Genomic DNA, 24191 nt, shown 5'->3' with positions numbered 1-24191 from the left:
AGAATGTCAGAACCGGAGCATGGTCTTGCCGTTAATGCGTTTGCGCGTTCAACAACACGGCCACGCCAAAAAGAGAGTTACACCGACATAGAAATTGAGTGCAGTTGACCATGGCCTGACGGGGGGAAAACATGGATACGGCGTGCATATCCCGTTTTGTGACTGGACTCATCTGTGCTCTGACATTTGCAACGCCATCGCTGGCCCAGCCCAGCTATAGCGACCAGGACGTCAGCGACGCGTATCTATATATTTTTGGTCGCCTTCTGGTGGCGAGCCGTCAGCAGCTTGATTTTCAGGAAGGCTTTGAGTGGAACGAGATTGTCCATCGCAAGCCCGGCGCGGTTGACTGGCCAAATCCGAACCTGGATGTCGCCTACTCGGAAGCCTGGGTCGCGGTGGATGAGACAAGCTGCACCATTGTCAGCGTGCCTGAAATCCAGGATCGCTATTTCACCGTGCAGTTGCTGAATGGTTGGGGCGAAACGCTGGCCAATATCAATGAGCGTGTCTTTCCAAACAAGCCTTATGGTGATTTTGCAGTCTGCCTCATAGGCGCCGGAGTTGATCTTCCTGCCGATATAACGGCGCGCATAGATTTGCCTGTGAAGACATCTCGCCTTTTGACGCGTGTGGCGCTTGGAAGCGACTGGGACACCGCCGACACTTTGCAGCACCAGTTCACACTGCGGGCTACAGGTTCACCCGAACTGCCGGATTTGCCGAAGACCCCAATTTTAGAGCTGACAGCCCTTCCAGGTGTTGAAGCGTTCGAAGCGGCAGCTGCAGCGCTTGACAGCGAACCAGACCTCAACCCCGGACTTGAGCCGCTGGCCGCCGCAGCCCGTGCAATCGGCGAGGCGGTAAAAGACCCTGCTGAACGTGAGCGCATAGACGAAATCATTCGCGAGCGCGCATTTGCTGACTTTGCAAAGGCTGGGGCCGCAATCGGGCATGGCACGGTTTCCAATGGCTGGGCACGTCCAGCAACCGTCGGCGTTTACAACATTGACTACCTCACCCGAACGTTGATCAACTATGGTGGCATCTGGGCCAATATTGCGCCGGAGGTCATGTATTACCGGGCAAGCCTGGACGGTGACGCGGCACGGCTTTCGGGTGACAACACCTATACCCTGACATTTTCGGCCGATGCCCTGCCCGCGCGCTTTGCCAGGTATTTCTGGTCGGTGATTGCGGTCGATACTGAACGTTTTCGTGTGCTGCCGAACCCGCAGGAGCGATATCTTCTAAACGCTGAAACCAACCCCGAATATGAGGCGGATGGTTCGCTGACGCTGCATTTTGCCGCGGAAAAACCGGAAGGCGTGCCGGATGGCAACTGGCTGCCGACGCCGAGTGGCTCGCTCTATCGCCTGACGTTCCGCTTCTATGGCCCGCTTGATGGCGTGTCGAATGGAACATTCTGGCCTCCGGCCGTGACGAAGGTTAACTGACATCCGCGCCAAACCAGAGGACGCTCTGAAATGAGTTCATCGCCGACCGACAGATGCGCATCCAGAGTGACGGCTTTTGCGTTGGCGCTCTTCCTGGGCATGACGCAATACGCTTTCGCCCAGACTGATCCATTGCCATCGTGGAACGAAACGCCCGTCAAACAGGCTCTTCTGGATTTTGCCCGGGATGCGACGACTGAAGAAGGGCCGGGTTTCATTCCTCCGGACGAACGGATTGCCGTTTTTGACATGGACGGCACTTTAATACCGGAAAAGCCCATTCCGCTCGCCCTCATCCCGGTTCTGGATGACATTCAACAGGCAGTGGCCGCCAAGCCGGAACTTGCGGAAAAACCCGCTGTGGCCGCCCTTTTGAAGGGAGACGAGGCCGCACTGCATGCAGCCGGCGAACAAGGCATCAACGACCTGATCGCGGTGGCGACGGACGGCAGGACCACCGAGGACATTGTACAGAATGTCCGGTCGCTGGTTGATGGCAAAACCTCTGCCCGGTTTGATGTTCCCTATTCCAGAGCAGTCTACCAGCCCATGCGGGAGGTGATCGCGCTGCTTGAGGCAAACGGCTTCACAATATGGATATGCAGCGGCAGTCCCCTGTTGATCACCCGGGAGCTTTCGCAAGAGATGTTCGGCATACCGCCTGAGCGCGTGATGGGCAGCTATGTCGGCACAAGACTGGACGAACAGGACGGCAAAACCGTGCTCGTGTTTGACGGCACAATTGCGCGCCTCAATGATGGCGAGGGAAAGCCCGTCACGATCAATCTGGCAATCGGTCAGCGCCCGGCTTTTGTCGGCGGTAATGAAGGCGGGCGCGGCGACATTGCCATGATGCGCTGGTCGATGGATCGCGACGGCCCCAGTTTTCAACTTCTAGTTAATCACGACGATGAAAGCCGGGAGTTCGCCTATAGCGAACCCGACAACTATTCGTTGAACGCCGCAAAAGAATACGGCTTCCATGTCGTCAGCATCAGGGATGACTGGAAAACCATTATCGACCGCAAGTAGGGGGACCACCGATGACCCGCTTCAGGCTTATGCTGATCGTTCTGCTCACCGGCGTGTCCGGCATGGCCGATGCCGCCGAACTGAACCCGCAACCGCTGCCACCCTCGCCGAACTGGTCGGCTGCCATGCCTGCCGGCCCGGACAGCCAGGTCAAGATCACTGAAGCCTACGCTCGCATGGTCGCGCGGGACGCTTATTTCTGGGCGTGGCCAATGGTCAACATCTACAATCGGCGTCTGGCTTTCAGCGAGTCTCCCGAGGTTGGATTGATGAATGGGGTTTTGCCTTTCGCTCCGCTCAATCGACTGGCGATGCTCCACGACTATATCAAACCGGACCAGCGATGGGTGGCCTGTCCAAATCAGGATGTCGTCTATGGCGCCGGCATTGTTGCGCTGGAGCAAACACCTGTAATTGTGCAGGTGCCCGATTTCGGCGGCAGGTTCTGGGCCTATCAAATCGTTGATCTGCGAACTGATAGCTTCGCCGAGCTTGGCGCGATGTATGGCACTCAACCCGGCTTCTACCTGCTTGTCGGTCCAGACTGGAAAGGCGAAGTACCACAGGGCGTAACGCAGGTTTTTCGTTCCCGAACCAATACGGCCTTTGTAGGCCCCCGCGTTTTCATGAACGACACCGCTGAGGAACGTGAAGCCATCCAGCCCCTGATTGCTGGCATTGATATCTATCCGCTATCAGAATTTGATGGCACACTGAAGACTCACGACTGGAGCAAGCTTCCAACGCTCGGCTCGCCCACCGGCGACGAGGGAAAAGGTGAAACCCGATGGGTCTTTCCTGAAACCTTCTTCAAACAGTTGCCGGATGTCATGCGCGATGCATCCCCACTGCCGGGAGAGGAAGCGCGCTATGCGCAGATTCAGGCCGTGATGGATGCCGCCGAGCGAGACCCTGACCTGATGGCGGCAATGGTTGATGAGGCTGGAAAAACCGACGCAGAGCTCGTTGCACCATTGCTCCAGTTTCGCAATTGGGGAACGCAGCTCGCCCACCATTGGAGCTCAACTGATAACAATGCCGCCTTTGGCACCGACTATTTTACCCGCACGGCGGTTGCGAAATCCAATATTCTCGTCAACGCGCCTAAGGAAACGAAATACCTGTATCAGGACCTTGATGTGAACGGTGAACGGCTGAATGGGTCCAACAACTACACTGTTACATTCGCAAAGGATGAAACACCGCCGGTGGAAGGGTTCTGGTCGCTGACGCTGTACGATGAGCACCACTTTTTCGCTCCCAACCCGATTGACCGGTACTCACTGGGTACAAAGAATAAGACGCTCAAGTTTAATGAGGACGGGTCGTTGACGCTGTACGTGCAGGCTACTTCGCCGGGCGCGGACCTCGAAGCGAACTGGCTGCCTGCGCCCGCCAATGCAGATTTCACCCTTTACCTGCGGGCATACTGGCCGAAAACCCCGATCATTGACGGATCCTGGACACCCCCCGCGGTTGAGCGCCTGTAGCTGTTGAAACAAAATGGTTCAACGGCAGGACAATGCGACAGAGCAAAGAGGTGCGCAGATTGGTGGTCGACCCATCACATGAAACGCACTGGCTGACCAATCAGGACATCGCAAACGGGAGTTCGCATGAAAGTTTCCAGAACATCCGCCGGGTTTCTGATGCTGGCGGTCTTTTTTCCATGCGGAGCAAACGCCCAGGAAGCTGACGAGCTTGCCAAAAAACTTGCCAACCCGGTCGCAAATCTGATCAGCGTTCCCATACAGAATAATTTCGACTATGGGGCAGGTTTTGCGGAAAGCGGCTTTGCGTATACGGTGAATCTCCAACCCGTCATCCCCATTCCGCTAAGCGATGACTGGTTGTTGATCTCCCGCACCATCATCCCTATCGCCTATCGTGACTATCTGCCGGATGGAGATGTCGGAGGCCTTGGAGACATTAATGCCAGCTTCTTTCTGTCGCCACAGAAACCGGGCTCGGATGGTCTGATCCTGGGTTTTGGCCCCGTTTTCCTGCTGCCGACCGCAACGGAAGATGTGCTGGGAACTGGAAAATTTGGCGTCGGACCAACGGGTGTTCTTGCCCTGCAGGATGGCCCATGGACCGTGGGGGCATTGGCTAACCATGTGTGGTCGGTGGCTGGAAGCGATAGCCGGGAAGATGTCAGCCAGACTTTCCTGCAGCCTTTTATATCCCGAACCATTGGTGGTGGTCGGACTGTATCGGCCAATTCCGAAGCAACCTACAACTGGATTGATGGCGAATGGACTATTCCCATCAACGTCGGCATATCACAGATTTTCAAGGTTGGAGAACAGACGCTGAGCCTGCAAGTTGGTGGAAGATATTACGCCGACGCGCCGCAGGGCGGACCGGACTGGGGATTCAGAACGACATTGACGTTTCTGTTTCCTCAATAGGATGCAGCCGGAAGAACTCAGTGTTGGCGAGCGGTTGTGCAGGGACGCGCAAAACAAAAAAGGCCAGAGCAGCAGGCTCTGGCCCTTCCTTACCGTCATGATGACCTGAAGGGGATTAGATTCCGCGCTCGGTCACAAATTTGGTTCGCAGAAACGCATCCAGCCCTTCAATGCCGCTTTCTGAGCCGAAACCGGATTCGTTGACGCCACCAAATGGCGTTTCAGCGGTGGAAACGACCATGTGGTTGACGCCGACCAGCCCGGCATTCAGATCACCTTCTGCCTTTGCCGCCGTGGCGAGGCTTTGGGTGAAGATGAAGGATGCCAGGCCATAGGGCGAGCTGTTGGCCCGCTCAATCACTTCGTCATAGCTGGAAAAGCGGGTGATCGGCGCAATCGGGCCGAATGGCTCCTCAGACATGATGCGTGCGGTGTCCGGGACATCGGCCAGAACCGTTGGCGCAAAGAAGTAGCCTGCACCCTCTATCCGTGCACCGCCTGTCAACACGCGCGCGCCCTTTGCCTTGGCGTCTTCCACCAGTTCCACCATGACCGCCAGCCGACGTTCGGCGATCATTGGCCCCATCTGCGTGCCCGCATCAATACCGTTGCCAACCTTGAGAGCGGCAGTCCGCTGGGCAAACCCTTCGACGAAGCGATCATAAAGCGACTCATGCACATAAAAGCGCGTTGGCGAGGTGCACACCTGCCCGGCATTTCTGAATTTGAACATGGCCAGTGTGTTGACGGCGTTGTCGAGGTCCGCATCTTCGAACACGATAACCGGCGCATGACCGCCCAGTTCCATGGTTGTGCGTTTGACGGTGGTTGCCGCCAGCCGCTGCAAAACCTTGCCAACCTGTGTCGACCCGGTGAGCGAAACCTTCTTGGCCACGGGTGATGCAATGAGGTGGCTCGACACTTCGCCCGGTACACCGAAGACGATGCCGATGACCCCGGCCGGCAATCCGGCTTCAACAAAACATTGCGTCAGTGCAATAGCCGTTCCCGGGGTTTCTTCCGCCGGTTTGACGATGATGGAACATCCGGCACCAAGCGCGCCGGAGATCTTGCGGATCACATTGCTTGCCGGAAAATTCCAGGCGGCAAAGGCCAGAACCGGACCGACCGGTTCCTTGAGCACGATCTGGCGCACACCGGGAATACGCGCCGGAACAATGCGGCCATAAGCGCGCTTGCCTTCTTCCGCGTACCAGCGAGTTGCGTCGGCAGCAAATTGCACTTCACCAACCGATTCAGCCAGCGGCTTGCCGTTTTCCAGGGTCAGGATGCGGCCAATCGCATCCTTGCGCTGCTCAATCAGGTCAGCGGCCTTGCTCATGATGACATAGCGTTCCTGTGCCGTCATCGCCTTCCAGACCTTGAAGCCATCGGCAGCGGCAGCAAGAGCTTCATCAAGGTCAGCAACAGAAGCATGCGGCAGTTGGCCCAGCACTTCACCCGTGGCCGGATTAACGACTGGCTCGCTCTTGCCCTCGCTTCCTTCGCGCCACGCGCCGTTGATCAATAGTTTAAGAGCGACGTCATACATAAAATGGTCCCTTCCATGGACATGCTGCTCGTTATCGGCACAGAAAGCCGTGATCGAGTGGATCGCTGGTTTGCAGCAGGAAACTGTGATGGCCGGTGATGAACGCCGTGCCGGTAATGCTTGGCAGCACGGTGGTTTCGGCCTGCGGATCGCGCGTCGCCACGGCTTCAAAATCAATATCGAGAATATTTCGCGACACGATCGTTTCGCCAAAGGCGATTTCGCCGCGTGCGATCAACTGGGCAAGACGTGCAGATGTTCCTGTACCGCAGGGCGAACGGTCGAACTTGTTGGATTCCAGAACAATCAACTGGCGGGAAATCAGGCGGTCTGCATCATTTTCGTTGCGGTAGAACAAAAGGCTGTCAACGGGTTGCTTCGCCCCCACAACCTTGCCCGCAGCAATATCGGCGTTGATTAAAGCCTTGAGCCTTGCCCCGGTAGCCATGGCATTGCCAACGCCAGAAGGTACAAGGTCGATCTCAGCGTCGTCCGCTCTGACAATCGCATACCAGTTGCCCCCATAGACAACGTCATAGGCCAATTGCCTGCCGCCATCTGCCACCGTGCCGTTCCCGGCAACAAAGGCCGGAACATTGCGAAGCGTTACACTTTGCGGGCTTGAGCCGTCATAGCGCACTTCAAGAGTGATCACTCCGGCAGGCACCTCAACTGTAACAGATGCCCTGCCCTCTGCATTGGGTGCAATCAGCCCCATATGGTCCAGTGTGATTGCCAGACCAATGCTCGCATGGCCGCACATTTCAAGATACTTGTAACTGCCGAGAAAAAACGCCCCGAAGTCGGCGACACTGCTTTCCGTCAGCACCACGCCCACCATGGCCGCGTGGCCGCGCGGCTCGTGCAGCAGAAAGGTGCGCAGCCGGTCGTGATGACGCTGGAAAAAGGCCATGCGCTCGGCAACCGTTGCCCCGCGCGTAGCCGGTAGCCCGCCGGTTATCACCCGTGTTGGATGCCCCGCTGTGTGGCTGTCAATTGTGGTGATATGGCCAGTGCTGTTGCGGGGCATGGGTTACGCCGCCGCCTTGATTGCATCGGCAATTTTTTCACCGGCCATGACCGTCGTCAGCATTGTGTTGCCGCTGATCACGCTCGGCATGATGGAAGCGTCAACCACACGCAGGCCTTCCACGCCAATCACCCGGCAACTGGAATCAACCACGGCATATTTGTCGTCCGGGTCGCCAATACGGCAAGTGCCGCTTGCGTGCCAGCTTCCGCATGCATTGTCGATGATCCAGTCGCGCAGGGCATTGTTGCTTTGCATCATCTGCGCAGCATCCTGATTGGGCGCGATTACGTTTTCAATCATCATTTTGCGAGGAAAGTCACCAAGATCCATGACCATCGACCCCATGAAGGTGATCAGCCAGTTCTGATTGGTAACAGCACCAAGCTTGCGGACCCGATCAGAGAAGGTGGCTGGGAAGACGCGTTCCACCACGCCTTTCATTGAAGGATGATTGACCAGCCTCCATAGCCGGTGCATGCCGTCTTCAAGCCGCTTGAGGTCCCGCTCATCTGAAAGCTGCCGGAAATTGATGTTGGATTTCAGCTCGCCATTGCGCCGCTCCAGGGTGATTTCACCGGTGGAAAAAGGCCGGTTTACGCACACCAGAATTGAAGCAAGCTGACGGCCGATCGGGTGCCATGCCGCCCGGTTGGAAGCCAGCATGAACATATCGCCACCCGGCGTATTGGCAATGTCGGACGAGTAGCGATAGCCCATTTGAATGTGGCGGCGCTGGGATTTGGGCAGGCGTGAGCGCTTTGGAAGATAACCGGCAAAGGCCACCATCGGGTGATCCTGCAGATTAAGACCCACACCCGGACGATCGGCAAGCACCTCCACTCCACTGGCGCGCAACTGGCTGGCATTGCCAATTCCGGCCTTATGCAGAAGCGTCGGCGATTGCAAAGCCCCTGCGCAGACAATCACCTCGCCAGCATCGAGCAGAATTTCCTGCCCGTTACGGCGCGCCTTGACGCCAATGGCGCGCTGGCCATCAAACCGCAGCGACGTCACTTCCGTCAGCGGCATGATTGTCAGGTTTTTGCGAGCCCGCACCTCTTTGGTCAGATATGCTCGTGCTGTCGAAACGCGCTCACCATCAACATTGTTGTTGGTGGTCATCGGGAAGAAGCCGTCAACCGGATCGCCATTATGGTCGCCAATATCCGGCACTCCCTGGGCTTCCAGAGCCTGTGCCGCGGCTTCGCCGAATGGTGACCATTTTGCGCGCGGAATTCGGCGCAGCGGCATTGGTCCGCTATCGCCATGCAATGGGCTCTTGCCAAAGTCCAGATCAGTTTCCAGCTTGCGATAGTAAGGCAGAACCTCGTCCCAGCCCCAACCTTTCGCGCCCCGCTCTTCCCAGGAAGCAAAGTCTGAAGGCAGGCCACGAAAGGCAAACTGGCCGTTGATGCTGGTACCACCGCCCATCACCTTGGCCTGTTCGTACCGCCGTGGCGGCGTGTCCGCATTTTTGGGCGTATCCAGATAAACGCCCAGATCCTGCCAATGGTAGGAGCGGTTGAAATAGGCCACGATGGGATAGGCATCGAGAATGTCGGCAGGCTCTTCGCCCGGCGGGGTGTCAGGCCCTGCTTCAAGCAAGGCAACGTTGAAGCTGCTGCGCTCGGACAGGCGAGCTGCCAGCACGGCCCCCGCGGCACCGCCACCGACAATCAGATAGTCGAATCTTTGAATGCTCATTGGTTCAGCCGTGGTTTTGCCAGATGGTTTTGAAGCGCAGGAAGCTTTCCAGCCCGGCACGACCCATTTCCTTGCCGAAGCCTGAGCCTGTAAAGCCGCCCTGTGGCGTGGAGAAATCGGGCTGCCGTCCGTGGGTGTTGATCCAGACTGTTCCCGCATTGAGAGTCTGTGACAGCGAGTTCGCCTTGCGCAGATCATTTGTGTAGACGCTGGCGGCCAACGCATAGGTCGGATGATTGGCCATGGCGATGCCCTTGGCCTCATCATCATAAGAGTAGACCGACATCACCGGCCCGAAGAACTCGCCCGTGAACCCGACGGAACTGTCGGGCACATTGCGCAAAATGGTCGGCTGGTAGAAAGCCCCTTCATTGCGGCTCGCAACCCGGCTTCCACCAATCACAATCTCAGCCCCATCCGAAACTGTTTCGGCCAGCATCGCATCAATACGCGCGGCCTGCCTTTCGCTGATGATGGGCGGAAGAGTGCAGGCCTCGTCCCATGTTGCAGCAGCCACTTTTTCAGCCGCCAGCGCAATGACCCGATCCAGCAGGGGTGCCTCAAATTCCTGAGGCACGATGAGCCGCGTTCCCGCTGTGCAGATCTGCCCGGCATTGGCGGTAAGCCCAGCCGCCACGTGGCCCGCCACCATGTCCAGATCGTCGACATCGCGCAGAACCAGCTGCGGTGTCTTGCCGCCAAGCTCCAGTGTTACTGGCTTTGGCCCGCTCAAAGCCGCATCGGACATCACACGCCCGCCCGTTGCGCTGGACCCGGTGAATGTGATCTTTCGCACATAAGGATGGCGCACCAGAAGCGAGCCGGTTTCCCCGGCGCCCAGCACCACGTTGAACAATCCGGCAGGCAAACCGGCTTCAAGCGCCAGTTCGGCAATGGCCACAGCAGAATAAGGTGTAAGCTCGGATGGCTTGAGGACAACGGCGTTGCCCACCGCAAGAGCGGGTGCCGACTTCCAGATTGCGTTGATTGCCGGGAAGTTAAAGGGCGCGATGGAACCCACCACGCCATAAGGTTCCGGGCGCACCAGCGTCGTCGTACCCGCGCGACCAGCCAGATATTGCCCCTCGACCTTGTCGGCCCATTCGGCGAAGTAGCGCACCGCACCTGCCCCGCGCACAAGATCACGGTTGATCATGTCAAGCACGGGACGAGTGGTGGAGGTAGCCTCAAGCTGCGCCAGCCTGATCCGGTCCCGGTCGATAAGGTCTGCCCAGACCTTGAGAACGGCCGCTCGCTCGGACGGGGCGGCCTGCGCCCAGCCCGAACTTTCAAATGCCTTTTGCGCGTCTGATGCCGCACGATCGACAGTGGCGGCATCAGCGCTGAGAAAAGTGGCTACCTGACGTCCATCCGACGGTCTGTGGAACGCGATTTCGGCTCCGCCGCCAACGACCTTCTGGCCGCCGATGAAGTGATAGTTTGGAAGCTCGATATCGTCGGGATTGAAGCCGTAGGACATTCGTAACCCTTTCTCTTCTTGAAATTACACGCCGGTCAGTCGGAAGCCCTGCGGGAATGGATCCCGTGGGTCGAGGTAGAAATCAAAGCTGCCGATGAGGTAGGCCGAGCCGGTAACAGTACAGTTGATTGCATCCAGATCGCCGACTTTGGTGCTTTCACCGACATGACCGGTGAACACGGTGTCCAGAATGCCCGCATGGCGGAACTTGTCACCCGTCTTGAGCTGCCCCTTGCCATGCAACATGGCCATGCGGGATGCAGTGCCGGTGCCGCAAGGGGAACGGTCGATCACGGTTGGCGGGCAAACCACCACATTTTTGGCATCCGTGTTCACGCCGTCGCCACCTGCAATGATTTCGATCTGATAGATCTCGTTCACATGGGCAAGCGTTGGATGCTGGACTGGAATGGCCTTCAACCCTTCCCGCAGTTCCGCCGCAGCACTGACCAGTGCCCAGGCACTGTCTGTATCCAGCGTCAGACCCAGATCAGCAGCCTCGACCAGAAGGTAGAAATCGCCGCCAAACGCAATGTCGCCACGAACCTTGCCAAAGGACTTGGTTTCAACTTCGACATCGCGCTTGTAAAGAAAGCTCGGCGGCATTTGCAGCGTGACTGAAACAGCCGCTCCGTTTTCCACCAGCACGCGAGCCGGCACAACGCCAGCCGGGGTGTCCAGGCGAACAAGGTTTTCGCCCTCGACAGAGTCGATATATCCGGCCTCGATGGCAATTGTGGCAACTGCCATGGCGCAATGGCCGCACATTGGCGGATAGGTATCCGGCTCAAGGATAATCATGCCGATATCGGCATCTGGCGAGCAGGCTTCTGTCAGAACAGCCGCCGGCATGTTGAAGCTGCCGCGCGGCTCGAACAGCACGAGCTGGCGAAGCCAGTCCCGAGACATCAGGTCAGCGCGCTTTTCAACCATTGTCTTGCCACGGATCGGGCCGAAACCGGCGGTGATCAGACGCAGCGGACAACCTGCGGTGTGGGAATCAATGCCCTGTATAATACGTGTTGTACGCATTTTGATCTCTACTTGAGTGAAGCGATGACAGAACGGACATTGGCAGCTTCAAGGCGGCTGCGAACGGCGTCCTGTTGTGACTGGGAAAACGGCAGAAGCGGCTCGCGCGGGTCACCCACGGCAAAGCCAAGCTCGTTCATGACAGCTTTGATACCGGCATAGAAACTGCCGGTCTTGAAGCAGGCATAGATGGCGAACAGAGCAGGCTCCAGACGATCAGCCTCTGCCTGATTGCCTTGCGCGCAGGCGTCGTAATAGTTGCGGACAAGCTTGCCGGAAAGCTGATGCGCCATGGCGACCACGCCGGTGACACCAATTGGCAAAGTCGAGCGGATCATTGTTTCATAACCGACAAACACGGCCAGACGGTCTTTGACCCGGCGGGCCAATTCGGTGACCTGCTGAATGTCAGCCGACGAATCCTTGATGGCGGCGACATTCGGCAACTCTGCAAGCCGCTCCACCATGTCTGGAGTAATGTTGACCCCTATGCGTGCCGGCGAATTGTACAGCATGATCGGCAGCGCGGTCGTCTTGGCAAACTGCCGGTAATAGTGCTCTGCTTCGCGAGCATCCGGCTTTGCGTAGATTGGCGGCAAGGCAAGAACGCCGTCAGCACCCTCAGCTTCCGCAATGCCATTCATCTCTTTGACGGTGTCAAACTGCAGATCGGATACTCCGACCAGAACCGGTACTTTGCCTGCTGCAACCGACACGGTTGCCGTGATCAGCTTGCGGCGCTCTGCGATGGAAAGCGCATAGAATTCGCCGGTGCTGCCGCATACGATCAGACCATCTGCCCCATTGTCGAGATTGGTCTGGGCCAGCGCTTCGTAGCGGGCGATATCGATTGCGCCTGCTTCATCAAATGGCGTGACAAGCACACTGTGAATTCCCTGCCATACTGGCTTGGTCATTGATTTGCCTTTCATCTGGACGCACAGAGCCTTCTGGCAGCTCTGGCAGCCCCTTCGTTCATATTTCTGGTCACAAGGGAGGACCGGACTTGAGTTAGTCGGCCTCGCTTACAGGTCGAGCAGCGGCCTCATCAGTTCAGCCGTCGTGTGGAACCGGCTGACAAAGGCACGCACCCGCTCATTTTCCGAGCGCAGAAGCACGTCATCCGGCGGCCCGTCGGCCGCAATTGTTCCGCGGTCGAGAAAGACCACCCTGTCGGCAACATCCAGCGCAAAACCAAGCTCATGGGTGACCACCACCATGGTCATGCCTTCCCGCGCGAGATCAATCATCGCGTTCAGAACTTCGCCCACCAGTTCAGGATCAAGTGCCGAAGTCGGTTCATCAAACAGCATGACCTGCGGCTGCATGTTCAATGCCCGGGCAATGGAAACACGCTGCTTCTGGCCACCGGAAAGCTTTGCCGGCATACGAGTGGCAAAATCTGCCATGCCAACCTTTTCAAGCAGCGACATGGCGCGGTCGCGGTTGGTCGCTTCGTTCTCACGAAGCACCATCTTCGGCCCTTCCATGACATTGTTCAAAACATTCATGTGGGGAAACAGGTTGAACTGCTGGAACACCATTCCGACGCTTCTGCGCACCGCGCAGATTTCCGCCTCGCGAAGCTTCGAATTGACGGTTCCATCCGGCGACTTGTCAAAAATGGCGCGACCGGCAATTTCAATCCGGCCCGAGGTCGGTTCATCCAGAAGATTGAGGCAGCGCAGAAGCGTGGTCTTGCCCGAGCCACTGGAGCCGATCAATGCAACGACCTGGCCTTTGTTGACCGAAAGATCGACGCCTTTGAGAACTTCTGCGGCACCGAACTGCTTGCGCAGATTGGTTACGGATACGAGGGTTGAGTTGTTTTCCTGGCTCGTCATTTTGCACGAACCTCCAGTCGGCGCGCGATGTAGTTACACGGCACAAGGATTGCCATGAACAGGATGCCCACCACCGTGTAGACCTCCATCGGGCGGTATGTGAACGACGATATATACCCTGCCTGGTAAAGCAGATCGGGAATGGTGATCACCGACAGAAGTGTCGTGTTCTTCATGTTGATGATGGTCTGGCCCGCGATAGGCGGAACCATGTTGCGCAAGGCTTGCGGCAGGATAATGCGCCGCATGGCCATGGAACCGTTCATGCCCAGAGCCTTGGCCGCGTCGTTCTGGCCGGGATCGAGAGACTGGATGCCGGCACGGAAAATTTCGGAATAATACGCTCCACCGTAAAGGCTCAGCGCAAGCATTCCCGCCCATTCCTTGGGAATGTTGATTCCTGCAAAAATCGGCAGCGCATAATAGGTCCACAGGAGCCATACCAGAAGCGGCACGTTGCGAAAGAACTCCACAAACACCAGTGCCACTGTTCGAAGGACAGCGAAGCGAGAGAGTTGCAGCATTGCTGCCACAAGGCCAATCACCAGTCCGATCAGGCAGGTGATCACGGTGTATTGCAGCGTGACCCCAAGCCCCCACAGCAGCAGGTCGTAGTTGCGCGTTATGGTCGTCCAGTCAAACACGGCGAACCTTTCCGAAAATTGGGTGTCTGGCCGGAATTGGCCCGCCAGACACCGTTAGTTGGTCAGAAGCTGAAGTTGGCCGGAAGCACCGACGTATCGAGGCCAGCCTTATCAAAGGCGTTGCGCAGTTTTGCCTGAGCAAGACCAAGCGCGCGCTGCTGGTTGACCCAGTTCGTCAGCCAGTTGATGAAACCGGCATTGTTCGGGGTGCGGGCAACGCCAATCGTGGCCGGGTTACGCAACATCGGCTCGGGCACGATCACCTTGACGTCAACCTGGTTGGCAATCTGAAGCGCATCGAAAATTGCGACGATCATCGCGTCGGCACGGCCCGACTGCAGTTCAAGCACGCCCAACGGACGCTCTGCAACCGGCACGATCGTTGCATTCGGTGTCAGGTTTTCAGCAACAACCTGCATGGTGCCACCGGATTGTACGACGAGGCGCACATCCGGATTGTTCAGCTCATTCCAGGTGGTGGCATCAAAGTCCGGGCGGGCGACCAGAGCCCAGGCATCTGTGAACAGTGGAACGCTCAGGTAATCAACCACAAGCCCACGGCTTGGATTGGGGTTCAGGCCAAGCGCAATATCAATTCGGTTGGCCTGAAAATCTGCGGCAAGATTGCCCCAGGTTGTTTCAACCGGCACCACTTTCACGTCCAGAACTTCGGCAATCTCCTTGCCCCATTCGACGTAAAAGCCGCCCCACTCACCGGTGTTGCGATCACGGATATAGCCAGGCTCTTCACCCACCATCACCGGAATACGCAATTCGCCGCTCTGGCGGATCTGGTCGAGCTTATCGACCTGTTGCGCCATTGCCGGCATTGCGGATACCGTCAGCGCGGCAGCGGCCGCGACTGACATAACCCATTTCTTAAGACTGAATTTCATGTCCATCTCCTCTCATAATAGTTTTCTCCAGAGGCTCTAACCCTTGGTGTAGAGATGATCTGAAGGTTCATAAATAAAAGTAGAAATTGCATTGAGGTGAGATCTCGATGTGATCTTGACCTCGACCATCCCATTACTGGAGACATCTGCATTTCCGGACACTTCAGCCAGAATGGTGTCGCCAAAGATGCTTTCAAACGACAGGATCGCGCCTGCTTTGGCGCGCCCATCACGTACCAGCTGGGCGGCACGCGTAGCGGCTCCCAGAATGCCGGGCGATCGATCGAATTTCAGATTGTTGATGGAGACGAACTGTCGTGAGACATCGCCATCTCCGTCTTCGTAAAGCACGATGGAATCAAGCCCGGCGATATTGCTCTCTGCCTCAAGCTTCGTGCGCAGATGGGCTGCCAGATCGCTCAGGCTGGAGGTGTTTTCTGATACCAGCTCAGTTCCGAGGGATTTGGCATTGATCAGCGCAACGGGCGTGCCTTCGGTGCCAATTTCGACTGTGACCGACTTTCCGAGCAGCTGGGTGCTTGCCGTTTGGGCACGCAACCCGACGGCAGGAAAGGTGATTGTGACATTGTCGGATCGGCCATGACGTCCAAGTTCCACTTCCAGAACGCCGGACGGAACTTCAATCGTGAAGCTTGAGCGATTGGCAAGACGCCCTAGAGAGGCCAGAACCCGCGCGTAGCCGACAACAGCATGGTTGCCCATTTTCGGATAGCCATAGGAAGCGACAAAGAACGCACCGAAATCCGCGTTTTTGGATTTCACCGGAATCAGGCCAAAGGCGCCCACATGGCCGCGCGGCTCGCCCAGCAGCAAAGCGCGAATATGATCGTAATTGCTGCGGAAATACTCGATGTTTTCGGCAAGACCTGCCTGGTCCAGCCCCGGCAGGGGTTCAATCAGAACACGTGTGACGTGGCCAGCCGTGTGGGTTTCTATTGTGCGGTAGGTCTCAACGCCTTTCGGCAGATCAACCGTCAGCGATCCCTCTCCTAGGCTGTTGCCGCCAAGCGCACCAAGGCCAAGTTTGCGGTTGGAATTGCTGAAACGCATCGAGCCAAGCCGGTCACTGTCGGTATTGACCCACAAGAGAGTTACTGGCCGTGACCCGGCATTGCGCCAGCGATGTTCGACCCGGCTGTTAAAATAGGCGCAGTCGCCCGCTGTCAGAACCTCTTCGCCGCTGTCGGCAAGCGCAAGCTCAAACTCTCCGTCGATGACGTAGATGAGTTCTTCGCCTTCATGTGAGTAGAAGCCATCGCTTTCGCCACCCGGCTCGATTGTCCAGAATTCGGCATCGATCAGGCGCTCTGCAACGGTGACCTGCTCGATGCGAACGCCATGCCCCATGCCTTCCACGATGCGCCCGGAGCCGCGGCGAAAAACAGGCGAGTCGCCAGACGCAGTGCCGCCGAGCAGTTCGGTCAGACCCTTGCCAAAAAGCGCAGCAAGCGCGTTAAGCCGCGCAGAACCAAGTGAAGCGTGGCCGCGTTCAAACGTGCTCAATTGCGATTGGGAAATGCCGCTGCGCTCGGAAAGCTCTCGCATGGACCAGCCCATCTGCTTGCGCAGATGCCGAACTCGGGCACCGATGGCGGTTGCATTGGCTTCCTGCTGCTCGCGCGGGGGACTTTGGCGGCGTCCCTCTTTCTCATCCAGCTCCAGTTGCCGTCGGATCGAGGTGATGCTCATGCCGGATATGCTGCGGAATCGCTCGATGCTCTGCGCTCTCTGAACATCATCCGCGGCGTAGTAGCGGTGCCCACTCTCGGACTTCTGCGGCACCAGCAGACCGTGGCTTTCCCAAGACCGCAAGGTCGAGACGGAAACTCCGGCAAGTTTGGCAGCATGACCGATTGAGTAGGGTTTGCGCATTCGATTCTTTCTACTGATGATTTGTAGAAAATCTAATTTCTATGGATCATATGTAGGTATTGCGAAGAGTCAAGCGATTTCGCCACTCTTGAGTTGCGCGATTTTGCACGGCCGGAAATGATCGAGCGCCAAGGCCCGATCAAACCGGAAAGGGTGTGGATTATTTCAGAACTGAGCTGGGGGGTCGCAAAGGCTTTGACCGCTGCGACTGGCAGAGTGCCACCGACGGGATACCAGGCCGCGAAATCTTCAGCGAGAGCCTGGATCTGAGTCGCAATTTTGCCAAGGCAAAGACAGTCGATCCGGGCATTTTCGATCAGGTTTTGACCAAAAATGCCCGGTGGGGAGTTACCAGGAAACCGCAGTATATTTGGTTTCGATATATTCAAGAATGCCGTGGTGCCCGCCTTCACGGCCGATGCCACTGGCCTTCATGCCGCCAAACGGCGCCGCCGGGTCTGACACCACGCCGCGATTCAGCCCGACCATGCCGGTTTGCAAACGCGATGTAAGGCGCATGCCACGTGCCAGATCCTGAGTGTAGAGATAGGAAATCAGGCCATATTCGGTGGCATTGGCCGCGGCAATAGCCTCATCTTCGCTGGCAAAGGAGGCAATAGGAGCGACGGGCGCGAAAATTTCATCGTTCATCATCAAGGCGTCTGCCGGAACATCCCGAAGCACGGTCGGCGTGAGGAAGAATCCTTTGCGATTCAATGCCGTGCCGCCTGTCAGAATCTTTGCGCCGCGTGATACCGCATCATCAATCAAACGCAGCGAGTTTTCCACCGCATCCCTGTTGATCAAAGGGCCAACCTGAGTGGAAGGCAGAATGCCATCATCCAGCTTCAGAGCCTGCATGCGCTCGGCAAAACCATCGGCAAATTTGTCGTAGAGCGATTCATGCACATAAAACCGGTTGGCTGCCGTGCAGGCCTGGCCGCCATTGCGCATCTTGGCAATCATAGCGCCATCCAGTGCAGCGTCCAGATCTGCATCGGCCATTACCACAAATGGCGCATTTCCGCCCAGCTCCATGGAGCAGTTCAGCACCTGCTGCGCGGCCTCCCGCAGCAAAATCCGGCCCACTTCCGTCGAGCCGGTGAATGAGAGTTTGCGAACGCGCGGATCTTTCAGAATGGCGCCGGTGACCTTGCCGGCCGAGCCGGTGGTCAGCACATTGACCACGCCATCGGGCACACCCGCTTCGGCAAAAATTTCTGCCATGGCATAGGCCGTCAGCGGGGTCTCCGTGGCTGGCTTTAAAATACAGGTGCAACCGGCCGCCAGTGCGGGCGCTATTTTACGGGTTGCCATGGCCGCAGGAAAGTTCCACGGAGTTATAAGCAATGCAATGCCAACCGGTTCATGCTGGACCACAATGTTGTATGCGCCGCTTGGCGCACGTCCGATTTCGCCACCCAGCCGCACCGCCTCTTCGGCATACCAGCGCAGAAACTCTGCCGCATAGGCAACCTCGCCACGCGCATCGATCAGAGCCTTGCCGTTTTCCAGTGAGATGAGCTGAGCAATGGATTCCGCACGCGCTGTCATCAACTCGAACGCACGGCGCAAAACCTCGCCGCGTTGACGAGGTGGCGTTGCAGCCCAACTGGCCGCCGCCGCCTCTGCAGCGTCAACAGCCGCAATTCCGTCTTCCAGTGAAGCATTGGCAACCGATGTTATGATCTGTTCCGTCGAAGGATCGTAAATCGGAATATCGGCGCCGCCTCTGCCCTCCTGCCAGCGACCGCCAATCCAGAGTCGGGTTGATGGTATAGCCGGCGACTTTACGGAATTGTCGTGAGCAGATGTCATGGTCTTATCCTGCAGTGGTTGAAGTCATATCCAACAAACTGTGTAGAGGTTTTTCTGAACTCGCTCCAGTGTCGGCCCTGACCGATGCAGCCCGACAGCGACCAGCACAGTCAAATTGCTGTCAGGATCCGGGCTTTTCCTCCTTGATGCGGAACCAAGCCACGTAGAGAGCCGGCAGAAACAGCAGCGTCAGCACGGTGCCGACCACTATGCCGCCCATCATCGCATATGCCATCGGCCCCCAGAACACTTCCCGGGAAATAGGAATAAGCGCCAGACTGGCCGCGGCAGCGGTCAACATGATTGGCCGCATACGATGTTCTGTCGCTTCAACCACAGCATCCCAGGCATTTTCACCGGCTTGCCGGGCATGTTCTATCTGCACAATCAGAATGACCGAGTTTCGCACCAGAATGCCAATCAGCGCCAGGACACCCAGAATGGCAACAAAGCCCAGGGGCGAGCCGCTGAGTAGAAGTCCGGCAACCACACCGATCAAAGCCAGCGGCGCGACCGTGAACACGAGAAACAGCCGCTGGAAACTCTGAAGCTGGATCATCAGCACCGTCGCCATGATAAACAGCATTAACGGCACAACGGCAGCAATTGGCGCCTGGCTTTTGGCGCTTTCTTCCACCGCACCGCCAATCTCGACGCTGTAACCCAAGGGAAGCTGCTGCTGGAACTCATTGATGCCGGATGTCATCTGCTGAACCACAGTGTCCGGCTGAATACCGCCACGCACGGCGGCCTGCAGGGTGATTGTCGGCAGGCGGTTTCGCCGCCAGATCACCGGTTGCTCCATTTCATAGTCAAACGTGGCCAGCGCGGCCAGCGGAACCGATTGTCCGCCAGCGCCCGGCAATTGCAGGTTCTGCAATGTGTCTATGGACCCTCGCTCGGCATCTCTGGCACGGGCGACCACGTTGACAAGGTAGATGTTGTCCCGCACCTGAGTGATTGTCGAGCCATCCACCACGCTGTTCAGGGCATTGGCGATATCACGCGAGCTGACGCCAAGTCGCCGCGCCATATCCTGCATGACATTGACCCGCACAACACGTGCAGGTTCATGCCAGTCGAACACAATTTCATCCAGATTGGCGTTTTGCGCCATGACCGTCGCAAGCTGGTCGGAAAGCTGCCGCACCGTCTGAATATCGGGACCACTGACACGGTATTGCACCGGCCGACCAACAGGCGGGCCAATATCAAGCTGTTTCACAAAGGCGTCCGTGCCGACAAATGTGCGCCGCAGATAGTCGCGGATGTCGGCTTGCACCTTGTTGCGCACCTCCACGCTTTTGGTCACGATGACAACCTGGCCAAATGCAGGATCCGGCGTCTGAACATCAAAAGACAGAATAAATCTTGGCGCGCCCTCGCCAACATGGGTGGACCAATGCTCGATATCCGGGTTGTCGCGCAGCATTTCCTCTTCGAACTGCCGCATCTGCCTGTCGGTTTCCGCAATGGATGCATTGTGCGGCAGGGAAAAATCCACCACCAGTTCCGGCCGGTCCGACGACGGGAAAAACTGCTGCTGGACATAACCCATGCCAAAGATCGAGCCGACGAAAACCAGAAGTGTCAGTCCGATGACCAGCCATTTGGCCCGCATGGCCGCCAGCAGCCACCGGCTGAAAAGCCGGGCGAACCAGCTCTTTTTCACCTTATGGTCGGGCAGCTTTGCGGGAAGAATGGTAACGCCCAGCAACGGCGTGAAAATGACGGCGACGACCCACGAAACCAGCAGCGCGACGGCAATGACGACGAACAATGTGAAGGTGAATTCGCCGGCATTTGAACTGTTGAGGCCAATGGGGATGAACCCCGCCACTGTCACCAGCGTACCCGTCAGCATGGGAAACGCCGTTGATGTGTAGACATAGGTGGCGGCCTTGCGCAGGGAGTCGCCGACTTCCAGCCGCGCCACCATCATTTCCACCGCAATCATCGCGTCGTCAACCAGAAGGCCAAGCGCGATGATCAGCGCGCCCAATGACACGCGTTGCAATGAAATGTCAGTGTATTCCATAAACAGAAACGTAATGGCCAGCACCAGCGGGATGGAAATTGCCACCACCAGCCCGGCGCGAAGACCCAGACTGATGAAGCTGATGACCAGCACAATTGCCACCGCCTCAAACAGTGCGCGGGTGAAATCCGACACCGCCTCTTCAACAACAAGCGGTTGATCAGCCACGCGCACCAGTTCCACACCCACGGGAAGCTGGGTGGATATCAGCTCCATTTCCTTGTCCAGCGCCTCGCCGAACTCCAGAAGATTGGAACCCGGCCGCATGCCGATCGCCAGGCCGATGGATTCTACGCCGTTAACGCGAAACAACGCCGATGGCGGGTTTTGATAGCCCCGCGTGATGGTTGCCACATCCGAAAGCGGAAAAAACCGGTCATTGATCCGCAGATTCACCTCTCGCAGGTCTTCTTCAGATTGAAATTGCCCGCTGACCCGAACCGAAACCCTTTCAGGCCCGGCCTGCACCACGCCCGACGGGCTGATGGCATTCTGTTCCTGCAGGGTCTGGATGATCTGTTGCTGGTCAATGCCCATCGCCGCAATTTCACGGGTGGAAAATTCCAGATAAATGAACTCGTCCTGAGCGCCCAGAACCTCCACGCGACCGACATTGGCCACGGTCAGGATTTTTGATCTGGCATTTTCGACAATATCCCGCAATTCGCGTTGCGAAAGACCATCCGAAGTGAAGCCGTAAATATTGCCGTAGACATCGCCAAAACGATCATTGAAAAACGGCCCTACCACCCCTTGCGGAAATGTCTGCTGAATGTCCTTGATCATGTCGCGGACCTGCAACCAGATCTGCGGCACATCCCGTGCACGAGTGGTGTCGCGCAGATTTACAAACACCGTTGTTACCCCGGGGCGGGTGACGGACCTTGTGAAATCCAGCGAGTCCAGCTCTTCAAGCTTTTTCTCAATTCTGTCTGTTACCTGCAGAGTGGTTTCCTGCGCCGAAGCGCCCGGCCACTGTGCCTGTATCAGCATGGTCTTGATGGTGAAGTTCGGGTCTTCTTCACGCCCCAGGCTGATGTAGGACCAGGCACCCGCCAGCAAAAAGACGATCATGAAATACCAGATCATCGAGCTGCGCTTGAGCGCCCATTCAGAGAGGTTGAAGCTCTTGTCGGTCAAAGCCCGCCTCCGCCAAGTTTGACAGCCTGCCCGTCGCGCAATGTGTGAACCCCGGCAGTGGCGATACGGCTGCCGGATTCAACACCGGACACAACAATTTTTCCGCCCATCGGTGCTGGCTCCACCTTGACTGCCTGTTTGCGCGCAACGCCCGCCTGTTCATCGACGATGAACACAAAACTGTTGTCGCCTTCGGTCAGAACTGCCGTGTCCGGCACCCGGATCACCAATGGCATTTCCTGCCCGGGTGTTACGCGAACAGTAGAGCCAAGCCGAAAATCAGCGGATGGATTGTCGAGTGAAATTCGCACCCGGCGTGTGCGGGTGGCCGGGTCTGCGCTGGGCGCAATTTCCCGAATGGTGCCAACGACGCGCAAATTGCGGTCAAGCTCCAGAAAAACATTGAAGCTCATACCGGGGGTTAACAGAGCCGCGGCCTCATCGGGAATATCCACAACCGCCTCGCGAATATCCGGGCGGGCCAGTGTCAGAACGGGTTGACCCGGATTCACCACCTGCCCCACTTCGGCATAGGTTGCCAGCACCACGCCATCAAAATCTGCCCGCAATTCAGCATAGCTGCGCTGCTCACGCGCTTTGGCCAGCTTGGCCTCGTTGCTTGCAGCCAATGCCTCTGCGGTTCGGCGTTGCCGGTCTGCCGCTTCAAAATTTGCCTGTGTGGCTGCCCGCGCCTGCAGCAATTCGCTCTGCCGGAAGGCCACGCCGGCGGCTTCCGCCAGTTGCGCGCGCGCGCTGATATAGTCCGCTTCCGCACTGCGCACCGCAAGATCCAACGCTGTGGGGTCCAGTTCGGCCAGCACGTCATTGCGCGCAACTGTGTCGCCGGTTTCCACATTGCGGGTGACAATTCTGCCCAGCACGCGGAAGCCGAGCCTGCTCTCAATTCTTGGCTCAACGGTGCCAGGCAGGCTGAACCCCATCGGGCGCTGTGCTTCCACCACCATGGATCGGACCGGACGAACCGGCTCCGCCACTTCGTGTTCTTCTGCCGAACAGGCGGCCAGCAGCAAAAGCGGCAGAAGCACAAAGCCACGCAATGTCAAATCACGTCCTCCCGCGGCTCAACCTTTTCATCGGGGCGGAGAAATTTTCCGCCGTCGATCACCACCAGCTCCCCGGGGGTAAGCCCATTGGAGAGTATGATCCGGCCGGTTTCATAAGCCAGAATATCAACGCGGCGCAGTGCCGTACGCTCGGTCTGCGGATCAACCACCCACACCGCCGAATAGCCCGCATCGGAAGCCAGAGAGCTCCACGGTAGAATAAGCGCCTCCTGCGCAGCGCGTGGCGCGCGGCCAATGACCGCTGAGCCAAGAGTCATGCGGGCGGGCGTTTGATCAATCGCCACCTTGACGCGCACCGTGCCGCTTTGCGTATCAACGGCGGGCGAAATCTCTCGGATGCGGCCTGCAGCCACCACTTCCGGCGCGGAAACAAGCGACAATTCGATGGTTTCATTTTCCGGTTTTTCAAACAGCAGGCTTTCAAACACCTGGAACACCGCATCGCGCGGACCATTTTCCGCCAGACTGAATGCAGCCTCCGCCGCCTGCACAACCTGACCCACTTCAATGGACCGGGCGGTCAGCACACCCGGTGCCGTTGCCTTGAGCTCCGTATAGGCCAGCCCCTCTTCTGCCGTGGCTTGCTGGGCCTCTGCCGCATCAAGTGATGCGCGGGCCGTGCGCACGGCTTCCTGCGCCTGCTCGAAAATGGTGCGCGTGGTCAATCCTTGCTCAAAAAGTGTTTGCTGGCGTGAATATTCAGAGTTGGACTGATCCAGCTGTGCCTGCGATGCCTCAACACCGGCACGCGCCGCCGCCAGATCGGCATGTTGCTCACGCGCATCCAGACGCGCCAGAACCTGGCCGTTTTCCACCCGGTCACCAATATCGGCCAGCCGCTCGATCACCCGGCCTGCAACCCGAAATGCCAGTTCTGTCTGCACCCGCGCCTGAACTTCACCCGTCAGCACCGTCGCGGGTTGATAGGTTTCCATTGCGACAGATCGCACAATGACCGGTGTTATGGGCGGCTCTTCGCTGCTTTGCCGTGGCTTGCAGCCCTGCAGAACAAAAACCGCCGCAATGAGAACCACTGCCAGACGGGTCACAGTCAGCGAATGAAACATTGCGGGGTCCGGTAACGGTTTCACAGAGTATTTCCCGTTGAAACGGAACCGTCGCAACGACAGAC

18 protein-coding genes are annotated in these 24191 nt (G+C 57.6%); 4 read left to right on the top strand and 14 right to left on the bottom strand.

All coding sequences use genetic code 11. The features are described from left to right. The first annotated feature begins 158 nt into the window (after positions 1–158). From FPY71_RS12510 to FPY71_RS12495, 4 genes are all read left to right on the top strand, one after another. Positions 159–1457, top strand: coding sequence for a DUF1214 domain-containing protein (locus FPY71_RS12510; protein ID WP_210246292.1), 1299 nt, complete (start codon positions 159–161; stop codon positions 1455–1457). 30 nt (positions 1458–1487) lie between these two features. Beyond that, entirely contained in the window at positions 1488–2489 is a 1002-nt protein-coding gene (locus tag FPY71_RS12505) for an HAD family hydrolase (RefSeq protein WP_149300651.1), read from the top strand. Positions 2490–2500: 11 nt separating this feature from the next. Then, positions 2501–3979, top strand: coding sequence for a DUF1254 domain-containing protein (locus FPY71_RS12500; RefSeq protein ID WP_246160518.1), 1479 nt, complete (start codon positions 2501–2503; stop codon positions 3977–3979). 126 nt (positions 3980–4105) lie between these two features. Continuing rightward, positions 4106–4900, top strand: a complete 795-nt coding sequence (locus FPY71_RS12495) for a transporter (RefSeq protein ID WP_149300650.1) — start codon at positions 4106–4108, stop codon at positions 4898–4900. A gap of 115 nt (positions 4901–5015) precedes the next feature. On the opposite strand, the gene FPY71_RS12490 is transcribed toward FPY71_RS12495, so the two are convergent. The 14 genes from FPY71_RS12490 to FPY71_RS12425 all read right to left on the bottom strand — a co-directional run bounded on the left by FPY71_RS12490 (position 5016) and on the right by FPY71_RS12425 (position 24150). Beyond that, positions 5016–6452, bottom strand: coding sequence for an NAD-dependent succinate-semialdehyde dehydrogenase (locus FPY71_RS12490; protein ID WP_149300649.1), 1437 nt, complete (start codon positions 6450–6452; stop codon positions 5016–5018). Positions 6453–6483: 31 nt separating this feature from the next. After that, entirely contained in the window at positions 6484–7482 is a 999-nt protein-coding gene (locus FPY71_RS12485) for a proline racemase family protein (protein WP_149300648.1), read from the bottom strand. Between the two features lie 3 nt (positions 7483–7485). After that, positions 7486–9189, bottom strand: a complete 1704-nt coding sequence (locus FPY71_RS12480; RefSeq protein ID WP_149300647.1) for a GMC family oxidoreductase — start codon at positions 9187–9189, stop codon at positions 7486–7488. Positions 9190–9193: 4 nt separating this feature from the next. After that, positions 9194–10669, bottom strand: a complete 1476-nt coding sequence (locus tag FPY71_RS12475) for an aldehyde dehydrogenase family protein (protein WP_149300646.1) — start codon at positions 10667–10669, stop codon at positions 9194–9196. Between the two features lie 24 nt (positions 10670–10693). Then, on the bottom strand, positions 10694–11701 hold the full coding sequence (locus FPY71_RS12470; RefSeq protein ID WP_149300645.1) for a proline racemase family protein: 1008 nt from the start codon (positions 11699–11701) through the stop codon (positions 10694–10696). Positions 11702–11709: 8 nt separating this feature from the next. Beyond that, the gene (gene dapA / locus FPY71_RS12465; protein WP_149300644.1) at positions 11710–12618 is read right to left on the bottom strand and encodes a 4-hydroxy-tetrahydrodipicolinate synthase; all 909 of its coding nucleotides are present in this window, start codon (positions 12616–12618) and stop codon (positions 11710–11712) included. A 108-nt stretch (positions 12619–12726) separates the two neighbouring features. Further along, positions 12727–13545 carry an amino acid ABC transporter ATP-binding protein gene (locus tag FPY71_RS12460; protein WP_149300643.1) on the bottom strand — a complete coding sequence of 273 codons (819 nt, stop codon included), beginning with the start codon at positions 13543–13545 and terminating at the stop codon, positions 12727–12729. Then, positions 13542–14189, bottom strand: coding sequence for an amino acid ABC transporter permease (locus FPY71_RS12455; protein WP_149300642.1), 648 nt, complete (start codon positions 14187–14189; stop codon positions 13542–13544). The genes FPY71_RS12460 and FPY71_RS12455 overlap by 4 nt, the downstream gene beginning before the upstream one ends. A gap of 62 nt (positions 14190–14251) precedes the next feature. After that, the gene (locus FPY71_RS12450) at positions 14252–15085 is read right to left on the bottom strand and encodes a transporter substrate-binding domain-containing protein (RefSeq protein ID WP_246160517.1); all 834 of its coding nucleotides are present in this window, start codon (positions 15083–15085) and stop codon (positions 14252–14254) included. A 36-nt stretch (positions 15086–15121) separates the two neighbouring features. After that, entirely contained in the window at positions 15122–16978 is a 1857-nt protein-coding gene (locus tag FPY71_RS12445; RefSeq protein ID WP_149300640.1) for a proline racemase family protein, read from the bottom strand. 348 nt (positions 16979–17326) lie between these two features. After that, entirely contained in the window at positions 17327–18796 is a 1470-nt protein-coding gene (locus tag FPY71_RS12440; protein ID WP_149300639.1) for an NAD-dependent succinate-semialdehyde dehydrogenase, read from the bottom strand. Positions 18797–18917: 121 nt separating this feature from the next. Further along, entirely contained in the window at positions 18918–21974 is a 3057-nt protein-coding gene (locus FPY71_RS12435) for an efflux RND transporter permease subunit (RefSeq protein WP_281287500.1), read from the bottom strand. After that, positions 21971–23038, bottom strand: coding sequence for an efflux RND transporter periplasmic adaptor subunit (locus FPY71_RS12430; protein ID WP_149300638.1), 1068 nt, complete (start codon positions 23036–23038; stop codon positions 21971–21973). The genes FPY71_RS12435 and FPY71_RS12430 overlap by 4 nt, the downstream gene beginning before the upstream one ends. Beyond that, positions 23035–24150, bottom strand: coding sequence for an efflux RND transporter periplasmic adaptor subunit (locus FPY71_RS12425; RefSeq protein ID WP_188052333.1), 1116 nt, complete (start codon positions 24148–24150; stop codon positions 23035–23037). The genes FPY71_RS12430 and FPY71_RS12425 overlap by 4 nt, the downstream gene beginning before the upstream one ends. Between the last annotated feature and the right edge of the window lie 41 nt (positions 24151–24191).

It is taken from the genome of Aureimonas fodinaquatilis (genome assembly GCF_008369445.1).
GTDB classification, from domain to species: domain Bacteria; phylum Pseudomonadota; class Alphaproteobacteria; order Rhizobiales; family Rhizobiaceae; genus Aureimonas; species Aureimonas fodinaquatilis.
This window is presented reverse-complemented; position numbering and strand designations above follow the sequence as displayed.